We start from the raw sequence: 21217 nt of genomic DNA on the forward strand, positions 1-21217 counted from the left end.
TGGAGAGGGCATAGGCTCTCGCCCTAAAGAAATCAAATGTCATGCGGACGTCGCGAACCGGCATGCGTGCGATGTAGGGCTCTTTATATTGCGCCGCAACATCTCTATAAAAAAGGGCGTGAGAGTGGAGGACACAATGAGTTCAGAATTGCCCCTTTGGGAGCCATCGCAGGACGTACTCAAAAACAGCCCGATGGCTGTGTTCATGAGGGCCTGCGGCGAGATCGCGGGTCGCGCGTTCGAGACGTATGAAGAGTTTCATGCCTGGTCGGTGGAGGACCGCGAGGCGTTTTGGACTGCGCTGTGGGATTTCTGCGGCGTGGTCGGGGACCGCGGAGCCACGGCGCTCGCCAATCCCGACCGGATGCTGGAGGCCCGCTTCTTTCCCGAGGCGACGTTGAATTTTGCCGAGAACCTGCTGAGGAAGCATGGTTCTGATCCCGCATTGATCTTCCGTGGCGAGGACAAGGTTTCCTATTCCTGGTCCTGGGATGATCTGCACGACCGGGTGTCGCGCCTGCAGCAGGCCTTCACCGCGATGGGCATCGGCGAGGGAGATCGCATCGCGGCGATGATGCCGAACATGCCGGAGACGATCGCCTGCATGCTGGCCACGGCTTCGATCGGCGCCATCTGGTCATCCTGCTCGCCTGATTTCGGCGAACAGGGCGTCTTCGACCGGTTCGGACAGATCGATCCCAAGCTGTTCATCGTCTGCGACGGTTACTGGTACAACGGCAAGCTCCAGGATGTCGCTGAAAAGGTCCGCGCCGTCACGGCGCGATTGAACGTACCGGTTCTCGTCGTTCCCTATGCCGGCGACGCAGAGCAGCTTGCGGCCGGCCTGCCGGGTGCGAAGGTACTATCGGAGCTGATTGCGCGCTATGACGCGAAGCCCGTGACATTCCGGCGCCTTCCGTTCCACCATCCGCTCTACATCCTCTTTTCTTCCGGCACGACCGGCGTGCCGAAATGCATCGTGCATTCGGCCGGTGGCACGCTGCTGCAGCACCTGAAGGAACACCGGCTCCACTGCAGCCTCGTGGAGGGTGAGCGCCTTTTCTACTTCACCACATGCGGATGGATGATGTGGAACTGGCTGGCGTCTGGCCTTGCAGTCGGTGCGACGCTTTGCCTGTTCGACGGTTCTCCCTTCGCGCCGGATGGCAATGTCCTTTTCGACTACGCGGCAGCGGAGCGTTTCTCCGTCTTCGGCACCTCGGCAAAGTACATCGACGCAGTGCGCAAGGGCGGTTTTACCCCGCGCACGACACATGACCTATCCCGTCTTCGGTTGGTCACCTCCACGGGATCGCCGCTTTCTCCCGAAGGCTTCAGCTTCGTCTACGAGGGTATCAAGCCCGACGTGCAACTCGCCTCCATATCGGGGGGACCGACATCGTTTCCTGCTTCGTGCTCGGCATACCGCTGAAACCCGTCTGGCGCGGCGAGATCCAGGGACCGGGCCTCGGCCTTGCGATGGATGTCTGGAACGAGGACGGCAAGCCCGTACGCGGCGAGAAGGGCGAACTCGTCTGCACCAGGGCCTTTCCCTCGATGCCCGTCATGTTCTGGAACGATCCGGGCGGCGAGAAGTACCGCGCCGCATATTTCGACCGGTTCGAGAACGTGTGGTGCCATGGTGACTTCGCCGAGTGGACGAGCCATGGCGGCATCATCATCCATGGTCGTTCCGACGCAACGCTGAACCCCGGCGGGGTTCGCATCGGCACGGCCGAGATCTACAATCAGGTCGAGCAGATGGACGAGATCACGGAGGCGCTCTGCATCGGGCAGGACTGGGATGACGATGTCCGGGTCATCCTCTTCGTCCGGCTGGCGCCGGGCGTCGTGCTGGATGAAAAGCTCGACAAGGCGATCAGGACCCGTATCCGCACCGGAGCCTCTCCGCGCCATGTGCCGGCGAAAATCATCGCCGTCGCAGACATTCCGCGCACGAAGTCCGGCAAGATCGTTGAACTAGCCGTGCGCGAGGTGGTCCATGGGCGGCCGGTCAAGAACAAGGAGGCCCTCGCGAACCCCGAAGCGCTGGCGCTCTTCGAGGGGTTGGAGGAGCTGAAAAGCTGAGGGCCTTGAAAGTCATGGCGACCTTTGCGTCCCGCATCCGCGTTAACGATTTCGGGCCTCGCGAATTAACCAATCTTTCAAGCGCGTGAGGTGCTTAGCGCCCTGATCCGGTGCAGGTAAGGATTTGTTAAGGTGCGGTGACGCATGGTCAATCCAACTTGAGCACGCCCAATGGAGGGCGTTGTGGCCAATGCAGGCCACGAACACATGATGACGTTCCTCGAAGCTTTTGTTGGACAGCATTAGACTGATGGGCGACCCCGGGGTCGCCCTTTTTTTGTCTCCGTTTTCCGCTCTCGGGACCGGGCAGAACCTTCAGGGATGGCTGGATTGGTCGAGCGAGCGTGAGACCAGGAAGACCGGGATCAGCCCGGCGGCGATGATGATGACGGCTGCCACCGACGCATCCTCCACCTTGGCGCGCGACGCATCCTCGTAGACCAGCGTGGCAAGGGTGTTGAAGTTGAACGGCCTCAGCATAATGGTCGCGGAGAGTTCCTTCATCGACTCGATGAAGACGAGCAGGACCGCCGTCAGCGTGGCGGGTCGCATCATCGGCAGGAGCACAGTCAGGAGAGTCTGGCTACTGGTGCGGCCGAGCGTTCTCGACGCCATGTCGAGGTGTGGGGAAAGCTTGTTGAAGCCGGCATCGATCGTGCCTTCCGCCATCGTCAGGAAGCGGACTGTGCAGGCGTAGATGATCGCAAGGCCGCTGCCGGACAAGAGTAGTCCCGTCGAAATGCCGAACGTCTCGCGCAGCATCGCATCGAGACTGTTGTCGAAACCGGCAAGCGGAATGAGAACCCCCATCGCAAGCACCGTTCCGGGAACGCCGTATCCGAAGGAGGCCAGTCTCCCGGCCGCGAATGTCAGCGGCGAACGCGTGGTGCGCGTCGCATAGGACAGCACGAAGGCAAGCGTTACGGCGACACAAGCGGTCGAGGCGGAAATGATGATGCTGTGCCACAACGCCGAGAGGAGGCGAAACGAGAGAAACTGGTCGAGCCGATGAACCGCATAGCCGCCGAGAACGAAGATCGGCACGGCGAAGCCCAGGAACGGCGGGATAATGCAGAACGTCGTCGCTGCCCACCGCTTCCAACCGGCAAGTTTCAGCCGCACGGGATCGTGGACAGCTGCTGTGGTCTTTTGGCTGGCGAAGCGCTGTTGCCGCCGCGCCGTGCGCTCGACGACGAGAAGGAGGGCGATGAAGAGAAGCATGACGCAGGCGATCTGCGCTGCGCCCGCGAGGCTTCCCCGATTGAGCCAGGTGTCGAAGATGGAGAATGTGAGCGTCTGGACGCCCAGATACTCGACAGCGCCGATGTCGTTCAGAGTTTCCATCGACACGAGCGTAAGCCCGACCATGATCGCCGGCCTCGCCATGGGTATCTGCACCTTGGCGAAAACGGATAGGGGTCCGGCGCCGAGCGTCCGCGCCACGTCCGCCGCAGTGCGCCCCTGCATCAGGAACATCGATCGCGCGGCGAGATAGATATAGGGATAGAGGACGCTTGCGAGCACGACGACGGCGCCGCCGGTCGTCCGGATCTCGGGGAACCAGTAGTCGCGGCTGGAGTGAAAGCCGAACAACGCCCTCAGCAGGCTCTGCACGGGGCCGGTGAAGGAAAAGAACTCCGCAAAGGCATAGGCCGCGATATAGGACGGGATCGCGAGCGGAAGCACCAGCAGGCCGGACATCAGCCGGCGCAGCGGAAACTCGCAGCTTGCGACAAGCCAGGCGGTGATGACACCGGTGACGGTCGTCGCGAGCGATACGCCTGCAAGCAGCAGCAGCGTGCGAACGGTGGCGCGCGGGATGACGTTGCTAACGAGATGCGGCCAGTCGCCATTCGAACTGGAAAGCGCGATCACGATGATGGCGATGACCGGCATGATGACGATCGCAGCCGTCAGGATCGCTGTTGCGGCCAGCACTGGATGCCGGCCAAGTCCGGACTGCGTTCTCAGCCGGAGAAACCTGAATCCACTCGGTGCCTGCAAGCGCCTGTCCTCGAGCTGGTCGTGCGCCAACGCGGTGCTCCGACGTTCGCCCTCTTGAAAACCGGGCGTATATGCCGACGCTCTAGCGCAATTGACTTAGCCTGCCAACACGCGCGGTGAGGGAAAGATCACTTCGACCAGTGTTCCTTCGTTGGGAGCGGAGCTGATCGAGAAGCTGGCGCGGTTGGCGTCGACCATAGCCTTTGTCAGCGGCAATCCGAGGCCGGTTCCTTCGCCGCGGTTGCGGGCGCCCGTCGTCACCTGGCGGAACGGCTTCATGGCTTGCTCGAGTTCCGCCCGTGTCATGCCGACACCGGTGTCACGGATCCGAAGCACGACGCTGCCGCTTGGCTCATAAGCCGTCGACACGACGATCTGCCCGCCGGAGGGCGTGAACCGGATGGCATTGGCAAGGATGTTGAGCGCGATCTGCTTGACCGAGCGCTGGTCGGCCACAACCTGGGGAACGGCCGTCGACAGCGATGTGCGGATGATCACGCGCTGGCTGTTGGCCTGCGGCTGCACCAGCGAAACGGCCTCGGAGACGATCTCGTTCAGCCCGACTGCGGTGAATTCGAGATCCATCTCGCCGGCTTCGATCTTTGAAATGTCGAGCAGGTCGTTGACGATGTCGAGGACGTGGCGGCCCGAGCGGCCGATATCGTTCGCGTATTCGACGTAGCGCGAATGACCGATCGGCCCGAAGCGCTCCGTCGCCATCATGTCGGAAAAGCCGATGATCGCATTCAGCGGCGTACGGATCTCGTGGCTGACGCGCGCCAGGAAGTCGCTCTTGTGCGCGTTCGCCGTTTCGGCCGCGCGCTTGGCATTGCGAAGTTCCTCTTCGGTCCGCTTCCACTGCGTTATGTCGCGGATGACGGCGCAGTAACCGCTGGAAGAGGACAGGCGGCCCATCGTCATGAACAGCGGAATGAAGCCGCCGGAGGCCTCGCGGCCGATCACTTCCCGTCCGTCGTTGAGAACGCTTGCGACGCCATGGCCGGCAAGACCCGCGAGATAGTCGAGGACAGCCTTCTGGCTTTCATGGGCGAAGAGCATCGCGAAAGGCTTGCCCCGCGTTTCCTCCTCGTCATAGTTGAAAAGCGCGCTGGCCGAACGGTTCATCGAACGAATCTCTCCGTCCTGCCCGACGACGACGACGCCATCGGTCGCCGTTTCGAGGATTGACCGCAATTCGTCCGCCTCGACGCGAAGGGCCGCGATTGCCCGCTGCTCGGCGTTGCGTTCCTCCTCGGCAGGCATTGCCGGCGACTGCTGGACCAGATGAAGGCTTGGCGCGGTCGCGGCCTGAACGGGCGTGAGCGCCAGCATCAGCGCACTGCTGTCTTCCCATTGGATCGAGCGAAGTCTCGCACGCACCGATATGGTCTTTTCGCCATCGGCATGGCGGAGCGTCATGGTCCCGTCGGGTCCCTGTTCGCTCTCTTCGGCGTGACCGTCGAGCAGTGCACCCAGCCCGCCGGCCTCTGCGAGTGTATCCAGCGACTGGTAACCGCTAAGCTTCAGGAATTCCGGATTGGCATGGATCAGTCTGTCGCCGGCGTGGACGAGCAGCGCAACGGGAAGCGCGTCGGCAACGGCCGTGGTCAGTCCGTAGCGCGAACCCGTATGGACACGGGCGATCGCGCCCTCATCCGCCGCAGGCAGCATATCGTCGGCGTGGTCGCCTACTTCCAGCCCAGGCCCTTCCTGCAGGGCGTCGGCCGGTGCGCTCACGTCTGCCTTCGCCACGGTCTCTGTGTTCTCGGCGGAAACGGCGGTGTCGGCCGCTGCTTCCGGCGGCGACTTGCCGGTCGGCAGAACCTGTTCGTCGGCTCCCTTGCCTGCGAAAAGGTCTTCCGGCTTTCGTTTGCCGAAGGTCTCGCCGAGCTGCCGGGCGATTTCGCGAAACGCCGCCTGCTCCCCGGATGAGAGACCTTCGAACACGCTGCTGAAGCGGCGCTGTTCGAACTGGACGACCTTGTCCGTGTTGCGGCGGCGGGACGGCTCCACGAGCCGCAGTGCCGGTCTCTCGCCGCGGAATGCGTCGTCCGGCTGTGCTTCAGCGGTATCGTCGTCTTCGGGGCGACTTTCTGTTACCTGCGCGTCACCTCCCGCTTCTGGCTGTTCGCCTGAGGCTGCGGACAGGGCCTCTTCCCCGGTCTCTGCGGTCTGTTCGGCGTCGATCTGGTCCGGGAGCTCGCCTTCGACCGGGCTCTCGGATGCCTCCACGAGTGTCGTCGCGCCTGCCTCCGGTTCCGGTGCGAAAAACTCATCTGCGCTAACAGGCTCAACCAGGGCGCTCGCGGGTGCGGTATCGATTTCGTCCCCGGCAGTCTCTGCGGCAGCGATCGGCGCGACCGCGTCGTTCGGGGAGATCCGTTTTGTGGATTGATTCGGGTTCTCGACAGCATCGGCGACGCGCACGATGCCGAAGCCGCGGAAACCGTCGAACTCGCGGTTGCGCGAATAGGTGGGAAGTGCGGCAAGATCGACGGGTACGGCAAGATCCGTATTCTCGACCGGCCAGAGAATGGTCTTGCCGGACCAGGTATCGCGCCGGCGCAGCAGATCGCTGATCTTGCCGCCCGGGTCGAGATCATAGCGACCGGCGACATCCGTGAAGGCTTCGCCGATGATCGCGGCGGCATGGGGGCCGACAGCAAGGGCGAATTCCTCGGAGATCTCGCTGAATCGGCCCTGCGCATCGATCTTCCAGACAAAGCGTATCGGGCGGCCGCTCCGGTTGAACACGAAGCCGTCGGTGCCGGCGCCAGCGGGCTCGGCGGTTGCGCGCGTTTCGGCGACAGGGTCGGCCGCTGCAGGCAGCTGATCTTCCACCGCCATCGTCACGGGCCACTCGACACCAGTCTCCTCGGCGTGCTCGTCTTTAGCTTCCTCGGTCGAGGTGTGGGGGACCTTGCCGCCATCATCAGCCGGCGTCTCTTCCACGCTCTCCATGAACGTGTGCTGCGGCTCCTCGGCAATGTCAGCAGCCGGAAACTCGACTGTCGCCTGCGCAGGAGGTTCGACTTGGTCGACCGCAACGGGCGCAGGTTCCGGGAGCGTGGAGGCAGCTGCCGGGCTCGCGTCGGCCTGGACCGGCGCATGCGGGATTGAGGCGCCTTCCTCGTAGAGCTCGGCGCCGGCATCGAGATTGCCTATGATCGTTTCCACGGCGAAGAGGAGGTGGAGCGCGGGATCCGCGGATACGCGGCCGATCGCGGCCGGAAGACGGCCCTTGCCGGTAGCAACCGGCCGCTTGACCAGCCAGCCTCCGTGCCGCCCCGTGGCCCCGACGAGAAAACGACGCGTTTCCTCGCTCATGGCGAGCGACGGGAAACCTTCCGAGCAGGCAATGATCTCTCCATCGGCACCAAGCACCGCCATGTGTGTATCGGGATCGTCGAAGCCGGAGATCATCGCTTCGGCCCGCTCGGTCGGGGTCTCCGCGGCATCGGCGATGGGAGCGCTTAACAGAATGGCTTTTTCGCCGTGCCCGACCGCAATCATCTCCACGCGGGCGTTCACGGGAAGGCTGCGGAAGCCGACGCCGATGCGCATCATGAATGTGCGCGCATCACCAACCGTCCGCAGCTGTCGGGCGGTCGCCTGGAGCTGCCGGAAGGCAACGTCGCCGCTGGCGGCGCCGGCATCGAGAAAATCATAGATGGAGGAGTGCCCGAACAGGTCTGCCCCACGCCCGTTCGACCAGAGAACCTTGTGGAGATCGGAAGAGAAAAGCACCACTGCTTCGCCGCGCGAAAAGGGTACGCGCACACGCTCATGAACAGCCACATCTATAAAGGGGTACTGCTTTGAGGACATGGTTTAGCCTGTTTCTGATCCCTCTATGCCCCGGGCGCAAAGATTAATTCTTTGTTAAAGGCACTCATTAATAGCCGCGCTGCTTCGGGCGGTCCAGCGTTCTCGCCCAAGGCCCCCATGCCTTTCGCCCGGCACGGTTAATGTTGTGCGCCGCACAATTATGTTGCAATGCACAATAACCTCTGCTATATAAGTGAGCTATCAACAACGATGCCTCGTGGAGGCCAAATCCCAAGGAGTGCATGCATGGCTACCAAGAAGATTGAAGACGTATTCTCGATATCCTCGTTCGATCCGTCCAAGTTCACCGAGAGCTTCCGCGACTTCGCCGAAAAGGGCGCAGTGCAGACCAAGGAAGCCTATGCAAAGATGAAGGAAGCCGCCGAGGAAGCGACCAAGACCGTCGAATCGACGCTCGAGAACGCCCAGGCCGGTACCGTCGAGCTCGGGCTGAAGGCAATCGATGCCCTTCGCACCAATGCCGAAAGCTCCCTCTCGCACATGGAAGCCCTCCTTGGCGTGAAGTCCCTCTCCGAGCTCTTCGAACTCCAGACCGCTTTCCTGCGCAAGCAGGCCGAAGTGACCGTCGAGCAGGCGAAGGCCATGCAGGAAGCAACGAAGCTCGTTGCCGAGAAGGTCGCCGCACCGGGCAAGACCGCCGCTGAAAAGGCGTTCAAGAGCCTCAAGGTCGCCTGAGCGCCACATTATTGCAGGCGGCAAAAGCCGTTTGGAAACGGGGCCGGACATTCTATCCGGCCCTTTTTCACATCTTCGGTCAGAATGGACTTGCAAAAGAAGTCCGCTGCTCGTATGTGACGGCCAAGCGCGAGGCGCTGCCGTGTGCGGTTGTAGCTCAGTTGGTTAGAGCGCAGGTTTGTGGCACCTGAGGTCGTAGGTTCGATTCCCACCAACCGTACCATTTCTTCTCCTTGAGATCCGGAGACATAGGTCGCAGGCCGTTCCCAAGACATGGGTGACAACCTCGTGTCGGACGGGTTGTCGATGTTTTGGAAGGTCCTGCGCTTCAGGTCGATGTAGCCCAGATCTTAGTGCATGAAGCTTGTGGGCCGAATGCCGTCGACGACCTCGTTGATCCCGAACTTCTGACAGACCGGCACTGCCGAAATAGTGAACTTCTTTCGGTAGATGCGGATACGACCGCAGTTGGTGACGGGCGCATCCTCGTCGTGGAAGGGGTAGTCGATCTCCGGCAGGCCCTAACAAATCGGCGCGAAGGTGAGGCGATTGCCATATGCCTCGCGTGCGTAGGCAACAAAGCCAATCACCTGATCTCGGTTTGCTTCTACTGATCGATACGAGCCGACGCGACCGTCTCGAATCGACGGAATAGCCGTTTAATTGCCAGGTATAGAATCGCGACGATCGCTATCGAGGCGTACCCATCGATCGCATAGTGCCAGCCAAGGCAGACTGAGCTGATGCATATGATCGCGACATAAATGAAACCAAACCACCCAGCCGTCTTGTTCAGTTCGCGTAGAAAGAGCGCGTTCATCATCGCGATTGCGACGTGCAGACTCGGGAATGCAGAAATCCCGGTGCCGACAGAAGATGTCCCGCTTTGGAAATTGTTCCAGAGAAAAGTCTGGAAGCTGGTGGGCGTCCCGAAGGCCGTGCCACTTTCGGCGGCGAAGGCAAGCACTGGTGCAAAGCGGGAAACGTCGCCGACAATCCTATCGTAGAAGGCGGGGCCTGCGGAAAGAAACAGGAATGCGACGATGTTCCCTGCAACAAGCCAGACCGAGAAAATACTAAAGAAATATCGCAAGCGAACGTGAGCGCCGAAACGGCTGGTTGCGATGAAGTAGATAGGGACGAGGCCAACGAATGACCAGCCCATGCTGTAGTTCCACACCATGGCGTCGCGCAAAACCTGCGGTATCTTGAGCGAAACAAGCGCGGGTCCAGGATCGAACCCAAAATGCAGCAGTCTGTCGAGATCGGCCTGGACCTGGTCGTAGGGGAAACCGTTCCAGATTGTCGGCATGAGGGTCTTGAAAGAGGTGAATGCGCCCATCATCAGGACGAAACTTGCCATAAGCGACAGGCCACTGATGAAATGCTCTACACTCGGCGGGGACAATGCCTCGAAGACTGTACGGCGACGACTCTGGCCCTCGGATATGCGAAGGGCCATCGCTGCCACCGCGGAAAACAGTGGTAGCGTGACGAGGTACATGGGGCCGAGTGTTTCGATGTACGATAGAAAGGTGGAGAGCGGAAACTCACCGTAAGCAATATTCAAAGCGATCGCAGCAATGGCATAAAGGCAAATTGCGACATGGAAAGGCAATGTCGCGGCCATTTTGTCGATGAGTTGATCGACCTTGCGATGTCGCAAAGTACTGGAAACAGCATCCATGTCCGCCCCACACTGGCTCTGTCGTTTGATGGCGATCGAAAAATGGTCTGAGTCAAACGCGCCAATAAGACAGCACCTAAAGATTACCAAACGATAATCGACTGGAGGTGGCGGGGCTTTTATCTGCAGCTACGAGCATCTGTGGCAAAGCTTCCAAGGTGCAGATTTCTAAACACACGACCCATGAAAATGGCCGATGCTTCGATCGCAGCGATTAGCTATCGGGCGCGCATCGACCGGACATAGTGGAAGTGGACCACCATCACGGCCCACGCCAGGAAGGCGAGGGCCTCGGCGGATCGTCTGTGAGGCGTCGGGAGTGCCCTCCAGGCAATCCTCGACACTGCTCGAGAGTCCTCACTGCGAGGGAGTGTCCGCCTCTCATTCGCGGCGCACGCAAGGCTCCGCCCGTCACCGCGAATGAGGATCTGTGGACCTATGAGACTGGTTCCGGAAGGGAAGGGCTAGTGGACTCTCAGGAAGGCTTCTAGCGATGCGGAGATAAAGATGTCTCGGGCTTCGCTGGCTGGCTTGGCGCGGGCGATCGCCGCCTCGCAGGATTTCTTGGCGGCATCGAAATATGGGCCGTCGCGTACCGGCCACTCGCGGGTCAGGCACTCCAGTGCCTCGACCGGCCCGTGAATCATCCGATATTTGCCGTTCTTGATTTCGACGCGCACAGGGGCGCTCCAAGGTATATCCATCATAGTCTGGCTCCTCCCGATGCCGAACATTAGTTCTTCCGAAAATGCCGAAAGTTTCACAGTTCTTTCGTGGAAACGGATGAAAAACGAATCAAATTCGTTTGCCGACCGGACATTTTCGGTGATTTCGGTCCAGTCGCGTGTGAATCTGGCTTATTTTTGTCAAAACCGCACTTAGCGCAGTACGCGCACTCCGGCCTCGTGCGCGGCGTCCAGGAAGGCCCGCCTCGCAACTGCCGCAGCGCATTTTCCTTCACGGACGCGGGCGCAAGTCGCCAATGCGTGCTGGTATGCCTTGCCATGGGTCACGGGCCACTGCTCGGCGAGGAGCGCCGCGGCGACACTGACATCATCTACGATCTGGGGTTCTTGAACTTCGGGTAGCCAGACCGAGAGCGGGCTCTCCCAGGAGACGGTATTCAACAAGGTTTGCACTCCAGTGTTCGCTGCTTCCAAACGCACGAGGCGCCGGAAGGTTTCCGACAAACCGTGCCGTCGCCGGAAAATCGGAGCCGGTCCCTGGATGTGCCGCAACTCAGAGAAAGATCCCGTGCTCCAGGGCAACGAGTTCCTGCACGAACTCGGCCACGGTGCGCACCCGCACGAGGTCGCGGGCGCTCTCGTGCCACGTGGTCCAGTAGGCCCGGCGAATCGCGATTTCGGGCAGAATACGAACGAGCTCCGGATACTGGCGCGCAATGTAGTTGTGCAGGATGCCGATCCCTGCTCCCGAGCGGACGGCCTCGGTCTGCCCGGTCGCGCTCGAGATTTCGAAGGAGGCATCCCAACTGCGCATGATCTCATCGGTGAAGGCGAGCGAGGCGGTGTAGATCAGGTCTTCGACGTAGCCGATGCGCCGGTGCGCCTTCAGGCTCTCCACCGCCGTCGGCGTGCCGTTGCGATTGAGATAGTCCTGGCTGGCGTAGAGACCCAGCGTGTAGTCCGTCAGCTTGGCGGAAACGAGCCGCCCCTGGTCCGGGCGTTCGAGCGTGATCGCGATATCGGCTTCCCGGCGGGAAAGCGAGAAGGAGCGCGGTATCGGCACGAGCTGGATCTTGAGTTCGGGGTGGCGTGCCGTCAATCTGCCGAGGCGCGGTGCCAGGAAGGATACGCCGAAGCCGTCCGGAGCGCCGATGCGCACCGTTCCTGCCACTACGGTATCGATGCGTCCGATGCTCGCCTGGGCTGCCAGCATCTCCGTTTCCATACGCTCGGCGGCATCGAGGAAGATCTCGCCCTCCGCCGTCAGTTCGCAGCCGTTGGTGCGGCGGATCAGTAGCCGCGTCTTCAGGTCCTTTTCCAGCGCGCTCACCCGCCGGCTGAGCGTGGCGTGGTTCACGCCAAGGCGTTTGGACGCGGCGAGAAGCTGCCCAGTGCGCGCCACAGCAAGGAACATCCGCGCATCGTCCCAGTTCACGATTCCACCTCGGGCTTTAATTTCTGCACAACGGTTCCTTACATCAGGCAATTGAGTTGAGTAAACTGTAGTGCCATGGTGAATCCATAAACGAATGGAGGAACGTCCCATGAAAGAGATCGGCCATTTCATCGACGGTAAGCAGGTTCCCGGTACCAGCGGGCGCACGAGCAACGTCTACAACCCCGCGACCGGCGAAGTTCAGGCAACGGTGGCTCTGGCAAGCGATGCAGAGCTGAATGCCGCTGTCGAAAGTGCCAAGGCTGCCCAGCCGAAGTGGGCCGCAACGAACCCGCAGCGCCGCGCGCGCGTCTTCATGAAATTCGTGAGCCTCCTCAACCATCATATGGACGAGCTCGCCGAGATGCTCTCCAAGGAGCATGGCAAGACGATCGAGGATGCGAAGGGCGACATCGTACGCGGGCTGGAAGTCTGCGAATTCGTCATCGGCATTCCCCATCTCGCCAAGAGCGAATTCACCGAAGGCGCAGGCCCGAATATCGACATGTACTCGATCCGCCAGGCCGTCGGCATCGGCGCCGGCATCACGCCATTCAATTTCCCGGCCATGATCCCGATGTGGATGTTCGCACCCGCGATCGCATGCGGAAATGCCTTTATCCTGAAGCCCTCGGAGCGCGATCCGTCCGTTCCGATCCGTCTTGCAGAACTGATGATCGAGGCAGGCCTTCCGGCCGGTATCCTCAACGTCGTCAACGGTGACAAGGGTGCGGTCGACGCGATCCTGACGCACCCGGACATCTCCGCCGTCTCCTTCGTCGGCTCCACCCCGATTGCCCGCTACGTTTATGGTACGGCAGCGATGAACGGCAAGCGCGCCCAGTGCTTCGGTGGTGCGAAGAACCACATGATCATCATGCCGGATGCCGATCTCGACCAGGCAGCCAACGCCCTCATGGGTGCGGGTTACGGGTCCGCCGGCGAGCGCTGCATGGCGATCTCGGTTGCCGTCCCGGTCGGCGAGGAAACCGCCAATCGCCTGATCGACAAGCTCGTCCCGATGGTCGAATCGCTGCGCATCGGTCCCTACACGGACGACAAGGCCGACATGGGGCCGGTCGTCACCAAGGAAGCCCAGGCGCGCATCAAGGGGCTGATCGATCGTGGCATCGAGGAGGGCGCAAAGCTCGTCGTCGATGGTCGCGACTTCAAGCTCCAGGGCTATGAGGACGGCTATTTCGTTGGTGGCTGCCTGTTCGACAATGTCACGCCGGACATGGACATCTACAAGACCGAGATTTTCGGGCCGGTCCTCTCGGTCGTTCGCGCCAAGAACTACGAGGAGGCGCTCTCGCTTCCGATGAAGCACGAATATGGCAACGGTGTCGCGATCTACACCCGCGACGGCGATGCGGCGCGCGATTTCGCCTCGCGCATCAACATCGGCATGGTCGGCGTCAACGTGCCGATCCCGGTACCGCTTGCCTACCATTCCTTCGGTGGCTGGAAGGCATCGTCGTTCGGCGACCTCAACCAGCACGGCATCGACTCGATCAAGTTCTGGACGCGGACGAAGACCGTGACGAGCCGCTGGCCGTCCGGGATCAAGGATGGCGCGGAATTCGTCATGCCGACGATGCGCTGATCGCTCCGTACCAGAGAAATCGAACGAGGGCTCCGCAAGGGGCCCTCTTTTCGTTGGGGGAGGGGATAGGTGCCGTGAGCACTTCGGTGGAGCCGCCAAGCCAATTGATGGCGCCTCGGAAATCGAAATGCAGGCTTGTCCGGAAGGTGGCCCAAAAAGCATAGTTTCCGGCTGCAGGGAGCTCTTCTCTGCCCGACTATGCAGTGTGACGGAAGAAGACCGGCCCCAGAAGACTGCTCCGTTCATTGCAGGAGTCCGTTCCGAGAACTGTTGGAGATCATGGTCTCCGGCAGGAAATGCACAAGGTTGCCGAATGGATTCAACAATGCCTTGGATTGCAGGGATGTCTTGCGATTGTGAAGGCCGGGAGGAGGTCACATGCGGAAGCTCATAACGGGTACCAGCAAGTCCGATATACTGGATGGCACGTCGAAGCCGGATGTGCTGAAGGGCGGGGGTGGCAATGACCGGTTAAGTGGTCACGGCGACGCCGACCTTCTCTTGGGCGGATCCGGAAACGACAAGCTTCACGGAGGCGAAGGTCGCGACATACTGAGCGGCGGAAGCGGCAAGGATACGTTCATATTCCGCAGCTTCGAGACGGTTGACCGCGACACGATCAAAGACTTTAAGCATGCCGACGGGGACAGGCTTTTCCTCGACAGCTCCGTGTTCGACGCGGTGTCGTCAGGCAAGCTTGCCTCCACCTATTTCCACGCCGGCACCAAGGCCGCGGATGCCGACGACCATTTCATCTATAACAAGAAGAATGGTGGGTTCTACTACGACGAGGATGGCAAGGGCGGCGGCAGCGCGCACCTGGTCGCGGTCCTGGCAAACCATGATGGGTTGAAGGCGTCCGATATCTATCTGTTCTGAAAAAGAGCTGTCGTAGCGCTCCAGGGGGCCGTTGCCCGGTGCCGTACCCGCATCGGCCGGCGAACAGGGTGGCGCCCCTCTCGAGGCGCCACCCGGCAAGTTACTCGCCAGCCGGCCCGTCGTTGTAGCCGACCTTGTCAACGAGCTCGGAGGCCTTCTTCCGGTTCGCGGCAATCTCGGAAAGCGGCAGCGTATCGGGCTTGATCTGGCCAAATCCCTTGACGATGTCCGCCGGTTCCTTGCCCGGCATCACCGGATATTCAAAGACCTGCTCGGCGTAGATCTCCTGCGCTTCCCCGGAGGCGAGGAAGTCCATGAGCTTCTGGGCGTTTTCCTTGTTCGGCGCGTTCTTGGCCATCGCCATGCCGGAGATGTTCACGTGGGTGCCGCGATCGTTCGAGTTGGGGAACAGCACCTTGATGGCGCTCGCCCATTCCTTCTGCTCCGGTTCCTTCTCGTTGGTCATCATGAGACCGACATAGTAGGTGTTGCCGAGCGCAATATCGCATTCGCCGGCGAAGATCGCCTTCGCCTGGTCGCGGTCGCTGCCGTCAGGCTTCTTGGCCAGATTGTTCTTGAGACCCGTCAGCCACTTCTCGGTTTCCGCCTCACCATGGCGCGCGAGCATCGAGGCAAAAAGGCCGATGTTGTAGGAATGCTGGCCGTCACGGGTGCAGATCCGGCCCTTCCACTTGGGGTCGGCCAGGTCCTCATAGGTGATTTCGGTTTCCGGAACGCGCTCCTTGGAGGCGTAGACAACGCGGCCGCGCGTGGTAAGGCCGAACCAGTTGCCGTCCGGATCGCGATACTGTGCCGGGATGTCGCTATCGATGATCTCGCTCTTGACCGACTGCGTTACGCCCGCATCCTTGGCCTCGGTCAGGCGGCTGATGTCGACGGTCAGTATGACGTCGGCAGGCGAGTTTGCGCCTTCCGCCTGAATGCGTTCGACCAGGCCCTTGTCGAGGAAAAGTACATTGGCGGTGACCCCCGTTTCCTTCTGGAAAGCATCGAGCAGCGGCTTGATGAGGTCAGGCTGGCGGTAGGAGTAGACATTCACTTCGCCGTCGGCATGAGCCCCGCTTGCCAGTCCGGTCGCTGCGAGGATGAGTGTGCCCGCCGCAAGGGCGTTCGTGAGCGGTCGCATAGTGGCCTCCCTTCATATATGTTGACTTGCGAATTCACCTTTGGAGGCGATCTTCTTCCCGGTCAATCCGCGCTGGTGCCAATAACATGAAAGTGATTTTCTGGTTTTTGGAATTGTTCCAAACTGCAATCCATCCTATATGTCAGAAACCTGTGACCCAGATTCGGAGCTGGAAATGCGCCTGACGAAACAAACGAACTACGCGGTGCGCATGCTGATGTATTGTGCCGCCAATGGAGAAAAGCTCAGCCGCATTCCGGAGATCGCCAGGGCATACGGCGTTTCGGAGCTGTTTTTGTTCAAGATCCTCCAGCCTTTGACCAAGGCCGGGCTGGTGGAGACCGTGCGCGGCCGCAATGGTGGCGTTCGCCTGCCGAAGCCCGCCTCCGCGATCACCCTCTTCGACGTGGTCAAGGTGACGGAAGACTCGTTCGCCATGGCTGAATGCTTCGAGGCCGGTGAGGTCGATTGCCCGCTTGTCGACAGCTGTGGCCTCAACTCGGCTCTTCGCAAGGCCCTGAACGCCTTCTTCGAAGTGCTGCAGCAGTACACGATCGACGATCTTGTGAAGGCTCGGCCGCAGATCGGTCAGTTGCTCGGCCTCGACGTGGTGTCGCAAAAGCCGGCCGCCTGACAGGGCGGCGGGCGTCGCGGGGCCTGAGGCGCGGCCGTTAGGCGGCGCCGGTATCCTTGTTCACGAATTCCTGGATGATGAATTCGATCGCGGTCGGATCGAGTTCCGACTTGTCTATGCGGAAGTCGACGCCGTAGTCGTCGATGTTCTGGAAATAGGCGTCGGTAATCGATGCGGAAATGACTCCGACTGGTCCGATATACCCGTTGCGCCGCAGTTCCGGGACCGTCTCCCGGAAGTCCGCTTGCGGTTGCAGGCGATTGTCCATCAGGATCATGTCCAGCTTCGATCCCTCCTTGCGGATGAAGTCGAGCGCCGCGTCCACGGTGGGCGCGTAGCGAAGGTCAATCGCGAAGGTGCTCACCTTGCGCATGAGCGCGCGCAGGATGACGTTTTCCGCCGGATCGTCATCGACGAGCAAGATCTGCACTGTATCTACCATGTGATGCCGCACCTACCTGATCAGTGGCAAAACCCTCGATCGAACATGCCGTTCTGCCGCCACTCTCATTCAGTCCATCGCCGTTAACAAGCCCCTAACGTTACGGAAGGAAAGATTCGACAGCCGGCATGCCGCCAGCGGTATTTATTCACTGTATGATCTGTTCGCGAATGGCCTTGGCAACCATTTGAGTTCGGTTCACGACATCCAGCTTCTTAAGGATGGTTGCCGTGTGTGAATTCACCGTATGCTCCGAAACCGAGACTATGAGTGCGATCTCGCTCGCGGTCTTGCCGTAGGAGATCCAGCGGAGGATCTCTGTCTCCCTCGGGGTCAGTCCCATTCCCGCCTTGTTGGCAAGAACCGCGCGATAATAGTAGTCGAAGGCGCAGGTTGCTTCATAGCAAAGCTGGAAATGCTCCGGCCGGCTGATGCTGTCGTCGTCGCCGAGAAACATGACGACATAGCGCATCCCGGTGGCCGAATGGACCGGTACGCAAAGCGCAAACTCGAATCCGAGTTGCGCCAGGAAATTGGAACTGTTGTTGCCGGAGCCGTTGAGGTCGGCGTCGTCCTCTGTACGCCAGGCCGTGGATATAACGGACTTGTGGAAGCGCCGGAATGCGGCTGAATCGCTGAAGCGGTGCCGCTTGTCGTAGGTTTCCGTCAAGCCCGCCGGAAGATCGTGGAGAACGAGGCGGCTGCCGAGATTGCTGACCTCGTGTTCGTTTGCCAGTTGAAGCACGGCGAAGTGCTCGAACCGGTATCTGAGCGCCATCATGTGGAAAATGCGAAAGAAATCGACGCGATTGAGAGCGTTCTCCAAATCACTTTCGAAGTCGTAGCGGCGATGATGCTGCGTAAGTGCGCCCACGGGGCCCCGGTTCCTCTGTTTAACTGCCGAAACTTAACGCCACAATTTTTGGCGGCAAGAACTTTATTGGCATATGGCAATCCTGCGGATCAAATCCATCCCTATGGTGACCCATTTCGGGAAATCGTTTTCCAAATTCTCGTATAAGTGGTGCGTGAATGGCCACCCTAAAGTTGCGTCGAAACCCTCTTCTCAGCGATTTGGCTGTTTGTCGAGGGGAGGGCAAGGCATATTTCGATGTGGTCCGGAGACAATACTGGGGCATGGACAACAAAGCCTTCACATGACTGCGCCAAAATCGGGGGGCGCGGACATACTTCCCTTACGGAAGGGAACCAACGCGAAATCCTGTGGAGATCTACTTCATAAGCCGCGCCGGCAATTTTTTCCATTTGGACAAATATGTTCGCGGACTTATTGCATTCGCGCGGCAAATATCGTTCCATCCGCGCAAGACGGGGCTCAAAAATGCCCGCGTCTGGAACAACAGAACAAAAAACTGGGAAGCTCACAATGAAAAAGCTGACTACTCTGCTCGCTGCGACCGCGCTTGCCTCCATGATGGCATCAGCCGCCTGGTCCAAGACTCTAGTCTATTGCTCGGAAGGTTCGCCCGAGGGGTTCGACCCCGGTCTCTACACGGCCGGAACCACGTTCGACGCATCCTCGCGCACCGTCTACAACCGCCTGGTCGAATTCAAGCACGGCAGCACGGAAATCGAACCGGGTCTCGCCGAAAGCTGGACCGTTTCCGAAGACGGTACCGTCTACACTTTCAAGCTGCGCTCCGGCGTGAAGTTTCACACGACCGAGTTCTTTACGCCCACGCGTGACCTGAACGCCGACGACGTGATCTTCTCCTTCGAGCGCCAGTACAAGGCGGACAACGCCTGGAACAAGTACGTCGCCGGCGCATCCTGGGAATACTTTGCCGGCATGGGCTTCCCGGAACTGATCAAGTCGATCGAGAAGGTTGACGACCTGACGGTCAAGTTCACGCTCAACCGTCCAGAAGCCCCCTTCATGGCGGACCTCGCGATGGACTTCGCCTCCGTCCTGTCGAAGGAATACGCCGACAAGCTCGCCGCCGACGGCAAGATGGAGCTGATGAACCAGCAGCCGCTCGGAACGGGTCCATATGCCTTCGTCGCCTACCAGACGGACGCCGCGATCCGCTACAAGGCTAACCCGGAATACTGGGGCGGCCAGCAGAAGATCGACGATCTCGTCTTCGCGATCACCACGGATGCGGCCGTTCGCGCGCAGAAGCTGAAGGCCGGCGAATGCCACATCATGCCTTACCCGAATGCCGCTGACGTCGCGGACCTCAAGGCCGATCCGAACCTGAGCGTTTCCGAACAGGAAGGCCTCAACGTCTCGTACGTGGCCTACAACACGCTCGTCGCTCCGTTCGACAAGGCCGAAGTGCGCAAGGCACTGAACATGGCGGTCAACAAGCAGGCAATCGTCGACGCCGTCTTCCAGGGTGCGGCAACGGTTGCGAAAAACCCGATCCCGCCGACAATGTGGTCGTACAACAACGCCGTCGAAGACGACAAGTATGATCCGGAAGCCGCCAAGAAGATGCTTGATGAAGCCGGCGTTTCCGGCCTCAAGATGAAGCTGTGGGCCATGCCCGTTGCACGTCCCTACATGCTGAACGCACGCCGCGCCGCCGAACTGATGCAGGCGGATCTGGCCAAGGTCGGCGTTGAAGTCGAGATCGTCTCCTATGAGTGGGCGGAGTACCTGAAGCTCTCGTCCGACAAGGCCCGCGACGGTGCCGTCATCCTCGGCTGGACCGGCGACAACGGCGACCCGGACAACTTCCTGGATACGCTGCTTGGCTGCGACGCTGTCGGCGGCAACAACCGCGCGCAGTGGTGCAACAAAGAGTTCGACGACCTCATGACCAAGGCGAAGGCGACCGCTGACGTTGCCGAGCGCACGAAGCTCTATGAGGAAGCCCAGGTGATCTTCAAGAGAGAAGCACCGTGGAACACGATCGACCATTCCCTCGTCTCTATCCCGATGAGCAAGAAGGTCTCGGGCTTCGTCCAGGATCCGCTCGGATACCACCGCTTTGACGGTGTGGATATCGCCGAGTAAACTAACAAAAAACAGGCACGCCACAAAAGAGCGTGCGTATGCCGGCGGCTCGAAGACATTCGGGCCGCCGGTTTTCAAAAAAGGGATTGGCTCCCATGCTACGCTTCATTTTCGGACGGCTTGCCGTCCTGATACCCACGTTCATCGGGGTGTCGATCATCGCGTTCGCTTTCATTCGACTTCTGCCCGGTGACCCAGTGATGCTGATGTCGGGTGAACGGGTGATGTCACCTGAACGCCATGCGGAACTCATGCACCAGCTCGGTCTCGACCGTCCGCTCATCGTCCAGTACCTCGACTATCTCGGTGGGCTCGTGACGGGGAATTTCGGCAGCTCGATCGTCACCAAGCGGCCGGTTCTGCAGGACTTCCTGAACCTCTTCCCCGCGACCCTCGAGCTGTCGATCTGTGCGATCATTCTCGCAGTCTGTCTTGGCATCCCCGCGGGCGTGCTTGCAGCCGTCAAGCGGGGAACCTGGCTGGACCAGACGATCATGGGCGTTGCCCTCGTTGGCTATTCGATGCCGATCTTCTGGTGGGGCTTGCTGCTCATCATCTTCTTCTCGGGGTATCTCGGCTGGACCCCGGTCTCGGGACGCATCTCGCTGATGTACTTCTTCCCGCCCGTCACCGGATTCATGCTGATCGACAGCCTGCTTTCCGGCCAGTCCGGGGCGTTCAAATCGGCCGTGACCTACCTGATCCTGCCGACCATCGTCCTTGCGACTATCCCGCTTGCCGTGATTGCGCGCCAGACCCGCTCCGCGATGCTGGAAGTCCTCGGCGAGGATTACGTCCGCACCGCGCGCTCGAAGGGCCTTTCGCCCTTCCGCATCATCGGCGTGCACGCGCTTCGCAATGCGATGATTCCGGTCATCACCACGATCGGCCTGCAGGTGGGTGTACTGCTTGCCGGCGCGATCCTCACGGAAACGATCTTTTCCTGGCCAGGTATCGGCAAGTGGATGGTCGATTCCGTCTTCAAGCGCGACTACGCCGTCGTTCAGGGAGGTCTGATGCTGATTGCCGGGGTGATCATGATCGTCAACCTGCTTGTCGATCTCACATACGGGTTCGTGAACCCGCGTATCCGGCGATAGGA

At 60.5% G+C, this 21217-nt stretch carries 15 protein-coding genes, 1 tRNA gene and 1 pseudogene; 8 read left to right on the forward strand and 9 right to left on the reverse strand.

The annotated features are described in order from the left end of the window. Nucleotides 1–136: 136 nt before the first annotated feature. Nucleotides 137–2088, forward strand: a pseudogene (locus tag F3Y30_RS06730) (acetoacetate--CoA ligase). A 315-nt stretch (nucleotides 2089–2403) separates the two neighbouring features. On the opposite strand, the gene F3Y30_RS06735 reads toward F3Y30_RS06730, so the two are convergent. After that, the gene (locus F3Y30_RS06735) at nucleotides 2404–4026 is read right to left on the reverse strand and encodes an iron ABC transporter permease (RefSeq protein ID WP_246752893.1); all 1623 of its coding nucleotides are present in this window, start codon (nucleotides 4024–4026) and stop codon (nucleotides 2404–2406) included. Between the two features lie 162 nt (nucleotides 4027–4188). After that, nucleotides 4189–7920 carry an ATP-binding protein gene (locus F3Y30_RS06740; RefSeq protein WP_203425716.1) on the reverse strand — a complete coding sequence of 1244 codons (3732 nt, stop codon included), beginning with the start codon at nucleotides 7918–7920 and terminating at the stop codon, nucleotides 4189–4191. A 246-nt stretch (nucleotides 7921–8166) separates the two neighbouring features. Between F3Y30_RS06740 and F3Y30_RS06745 the strand changes: the two genes are divergently transcribed. Further along, a complete protein-coding gene (locus F3Y30_RS06745) occupies nucleotides 8167–8616 on the forward strand; it encodes a phasin (protein ID WP_203425717.1) in 450 nt (149 codons plus the stop codon). 146 nt (nucleotides 8617–8762) lie between these two features. Beyond that, nucleotides 8763–8839 (forward strand) — tRNA-His (locus F3Y30_RS06750). Between the two features lie 384 nt (nucleotides 8840–9223). Here the strand turns inward: F3Y30_RS06750 and F3Y30_RS06755 are convergent. The 4 genes from F3Y30_RS06755 to F3Y30_RS06770 all read right to left on the reverse strand — a co-directional run bounded on the left by F3Y30_RS06755 (nucleotide 9224) and on the right by F3Y30_RS06770 (nucleotide 12424). Beyond that, entirely contained in the window at nucleotides 9224–10303 is a 1080-nt protein-coding gene (locus F3Y30_RS06755; RefSeq protein ID WP_203425718.1) for a phosphatase PAP2 family protein, read from the reverse strand. A 464-nt stretch (nucleotides 10304–10767) separates the two neighbouring features. Then, nucleotides 10768–10983, reverse strand: coding sequence for a DUF982 domain-containing protein (locus F3Y30_RS06760; RefSeq protein WP_203425719.1), 216 nt, complete (start codon nucleotides 10981–10983; stop codon nucleotides 10768–10770). Between the two features lie 198 nt (nucleotides 10984–11181). Then, a complete protein-coding gene (locus F3Y30_RS06765) occupies nucleotides 11182–11433 on the reverse strand; it encodes a DUF982 domain-containing protein (RefSeq protein ID WP_203425720.1) in 252 nt (83 codons plus the stop codon). 109 nt (nucleotides 11434–11542) lie between these two features. Then, nucleotides 11543–12424: a LysR family transcriptional regulator gene (locus F3Y30_RS06770; protein ID WP_203425721.1), complete on the reverse strand. Its 882-nt coding sequence runs from the start codon at nucleotides 12422–12424 to the stop codon at nucleotides 11543–11545. A gap of 109 nt (nucleotides 12425–12533) precedes the next feature. Between F3Y30_RS06770 and F3Y30_RS06775 the strand changes: the two genes are divergently transcribed. Further along, nucleotides 12534–14030 carry a CoA-acylating methylmalonate-semialdehyde dehydrogenase gene (locus F3Y30_RS06775; RefSeq protein WP_203425722.1) on the forward strand — a complete coding sequence of 499 codons (1497 nt, stop codon included), beginning with the start codon at nucleotides 12534–12536 and terminating at the stop codon, nucleotides 14028–14030. A 378-nt stretch (nucleotides 14031–14408) separates the two neighbouring features. Then, entirely contained in the window at nucleotides 14409–14909 is a 501-nt protein-coding gene (locus F3Y30_RS26590; protein WP_203425723.1) for a calcium-binding protein, read from the forward strand. 100 nt (nucleotides 14910–15009) lie between these two features. On the opposite strand, the gene F3Y30_RS06785 is transcribed toward F3Y30_RS26590, so the two are convergent. Beyond that, nucleotides 15010–16056: a Fe(3+) ABC transporter substrate-binding protein gene (locus tag F3Y30_RS06785; protein ID WP_203425724.1), complete on the reverse strand. Its 1047-nt coding sequence runs from the start codon at nucleotides 16054–16056 to the stop codon at nucleotides 15010–15012. 175 nt (nucleotides 16057–16231) lie between these two features. On the opposite strand from F3Y30_RS06785, the gene rirA reads away from it, so the two are divergent. Beyond that, nucleotides 16232–16690: an iron-responsive transcriptional regulator RirA gene (rirA, locus tag F3Y30_RS06790; protein ID WP_203425725.1), complete on the forward strand. Its 459-nt coding sequence runs from the start codon at nucleotides 16232–16234 to the stop codon at nucleotides 16688–16690. Between the two features lie 37 nt (nucleotides 16691–16727). On the opposite strand, the gene F3Y30_RS06795 is transcribed toward rirA, so the two are convergent. Beyond that, on the reverse strand, nucleotides 16728–17132 hold the full coding sequence (locus tag F3Y30_RS06795; RefSeq protein WP_203425726.1) for a hypothetical protein: 405 nt from the start codon (nucleotides 17130–17132) through the stop codon (nucleotides 16728–16730). Nucleotides 17133–17280: 148 nt separating this feature from the next. Next, entirely contained in the window at nucleotides 17281–18006 is a 726-nt protein-coding gene (locus F3Y30_RS06800) for a helix-turn-helix transcriptional regulator (RefSeq protein ID WP_203425727.1), read from the reverse strand. Nucleotides 18007–18519: 513 nt separating this feature from the next. Between F3Y30_RS06800 and F3Y30_RS06805 the strand changes: the two genes are divergently transcribed. Together F3Y30_RS06805 and F3Y30_RS06810 are read left to right on the forward strand one after the other, a co-directional pair. Next, complete coding sequence (locus tag F3Y30_RS06805; RefSeq protein ID WP_203425728.1) at nucleotides 18520–20115, forward strand: ABC transporter substrate-binding protein; 1596 nt, start codon at nucleotides 18520–18522, stop codon at nucleotides 20113–20115. Nucleotides 20116–20210: 95 nt separating this feature from the next. Next, the gene (locus F3Y30_RS06810) at nucleotides 20211–21215 is read left to right on the forward strand and encodes an ABC transporter permease subunit (protein WP_203425729.1); all 1005 of its coding nucleotides are present in this window, start codon (nucleotides 20211–20213) and stop codon (nucleotides 21213–21215) included. The last annotated feature ends 2 nt before the right edge of the window (nucleotides 21216–21217 follow it).

It is taken from the genome of Sinorhizobium sp. BG8, from assembly GCF_016864555.1.
Taxonomy (GTDB): Bacteria; Pseudomonadota; Alphaproteobacteria; order Rhizobiales; family Rhizobiaceae; genus BG8.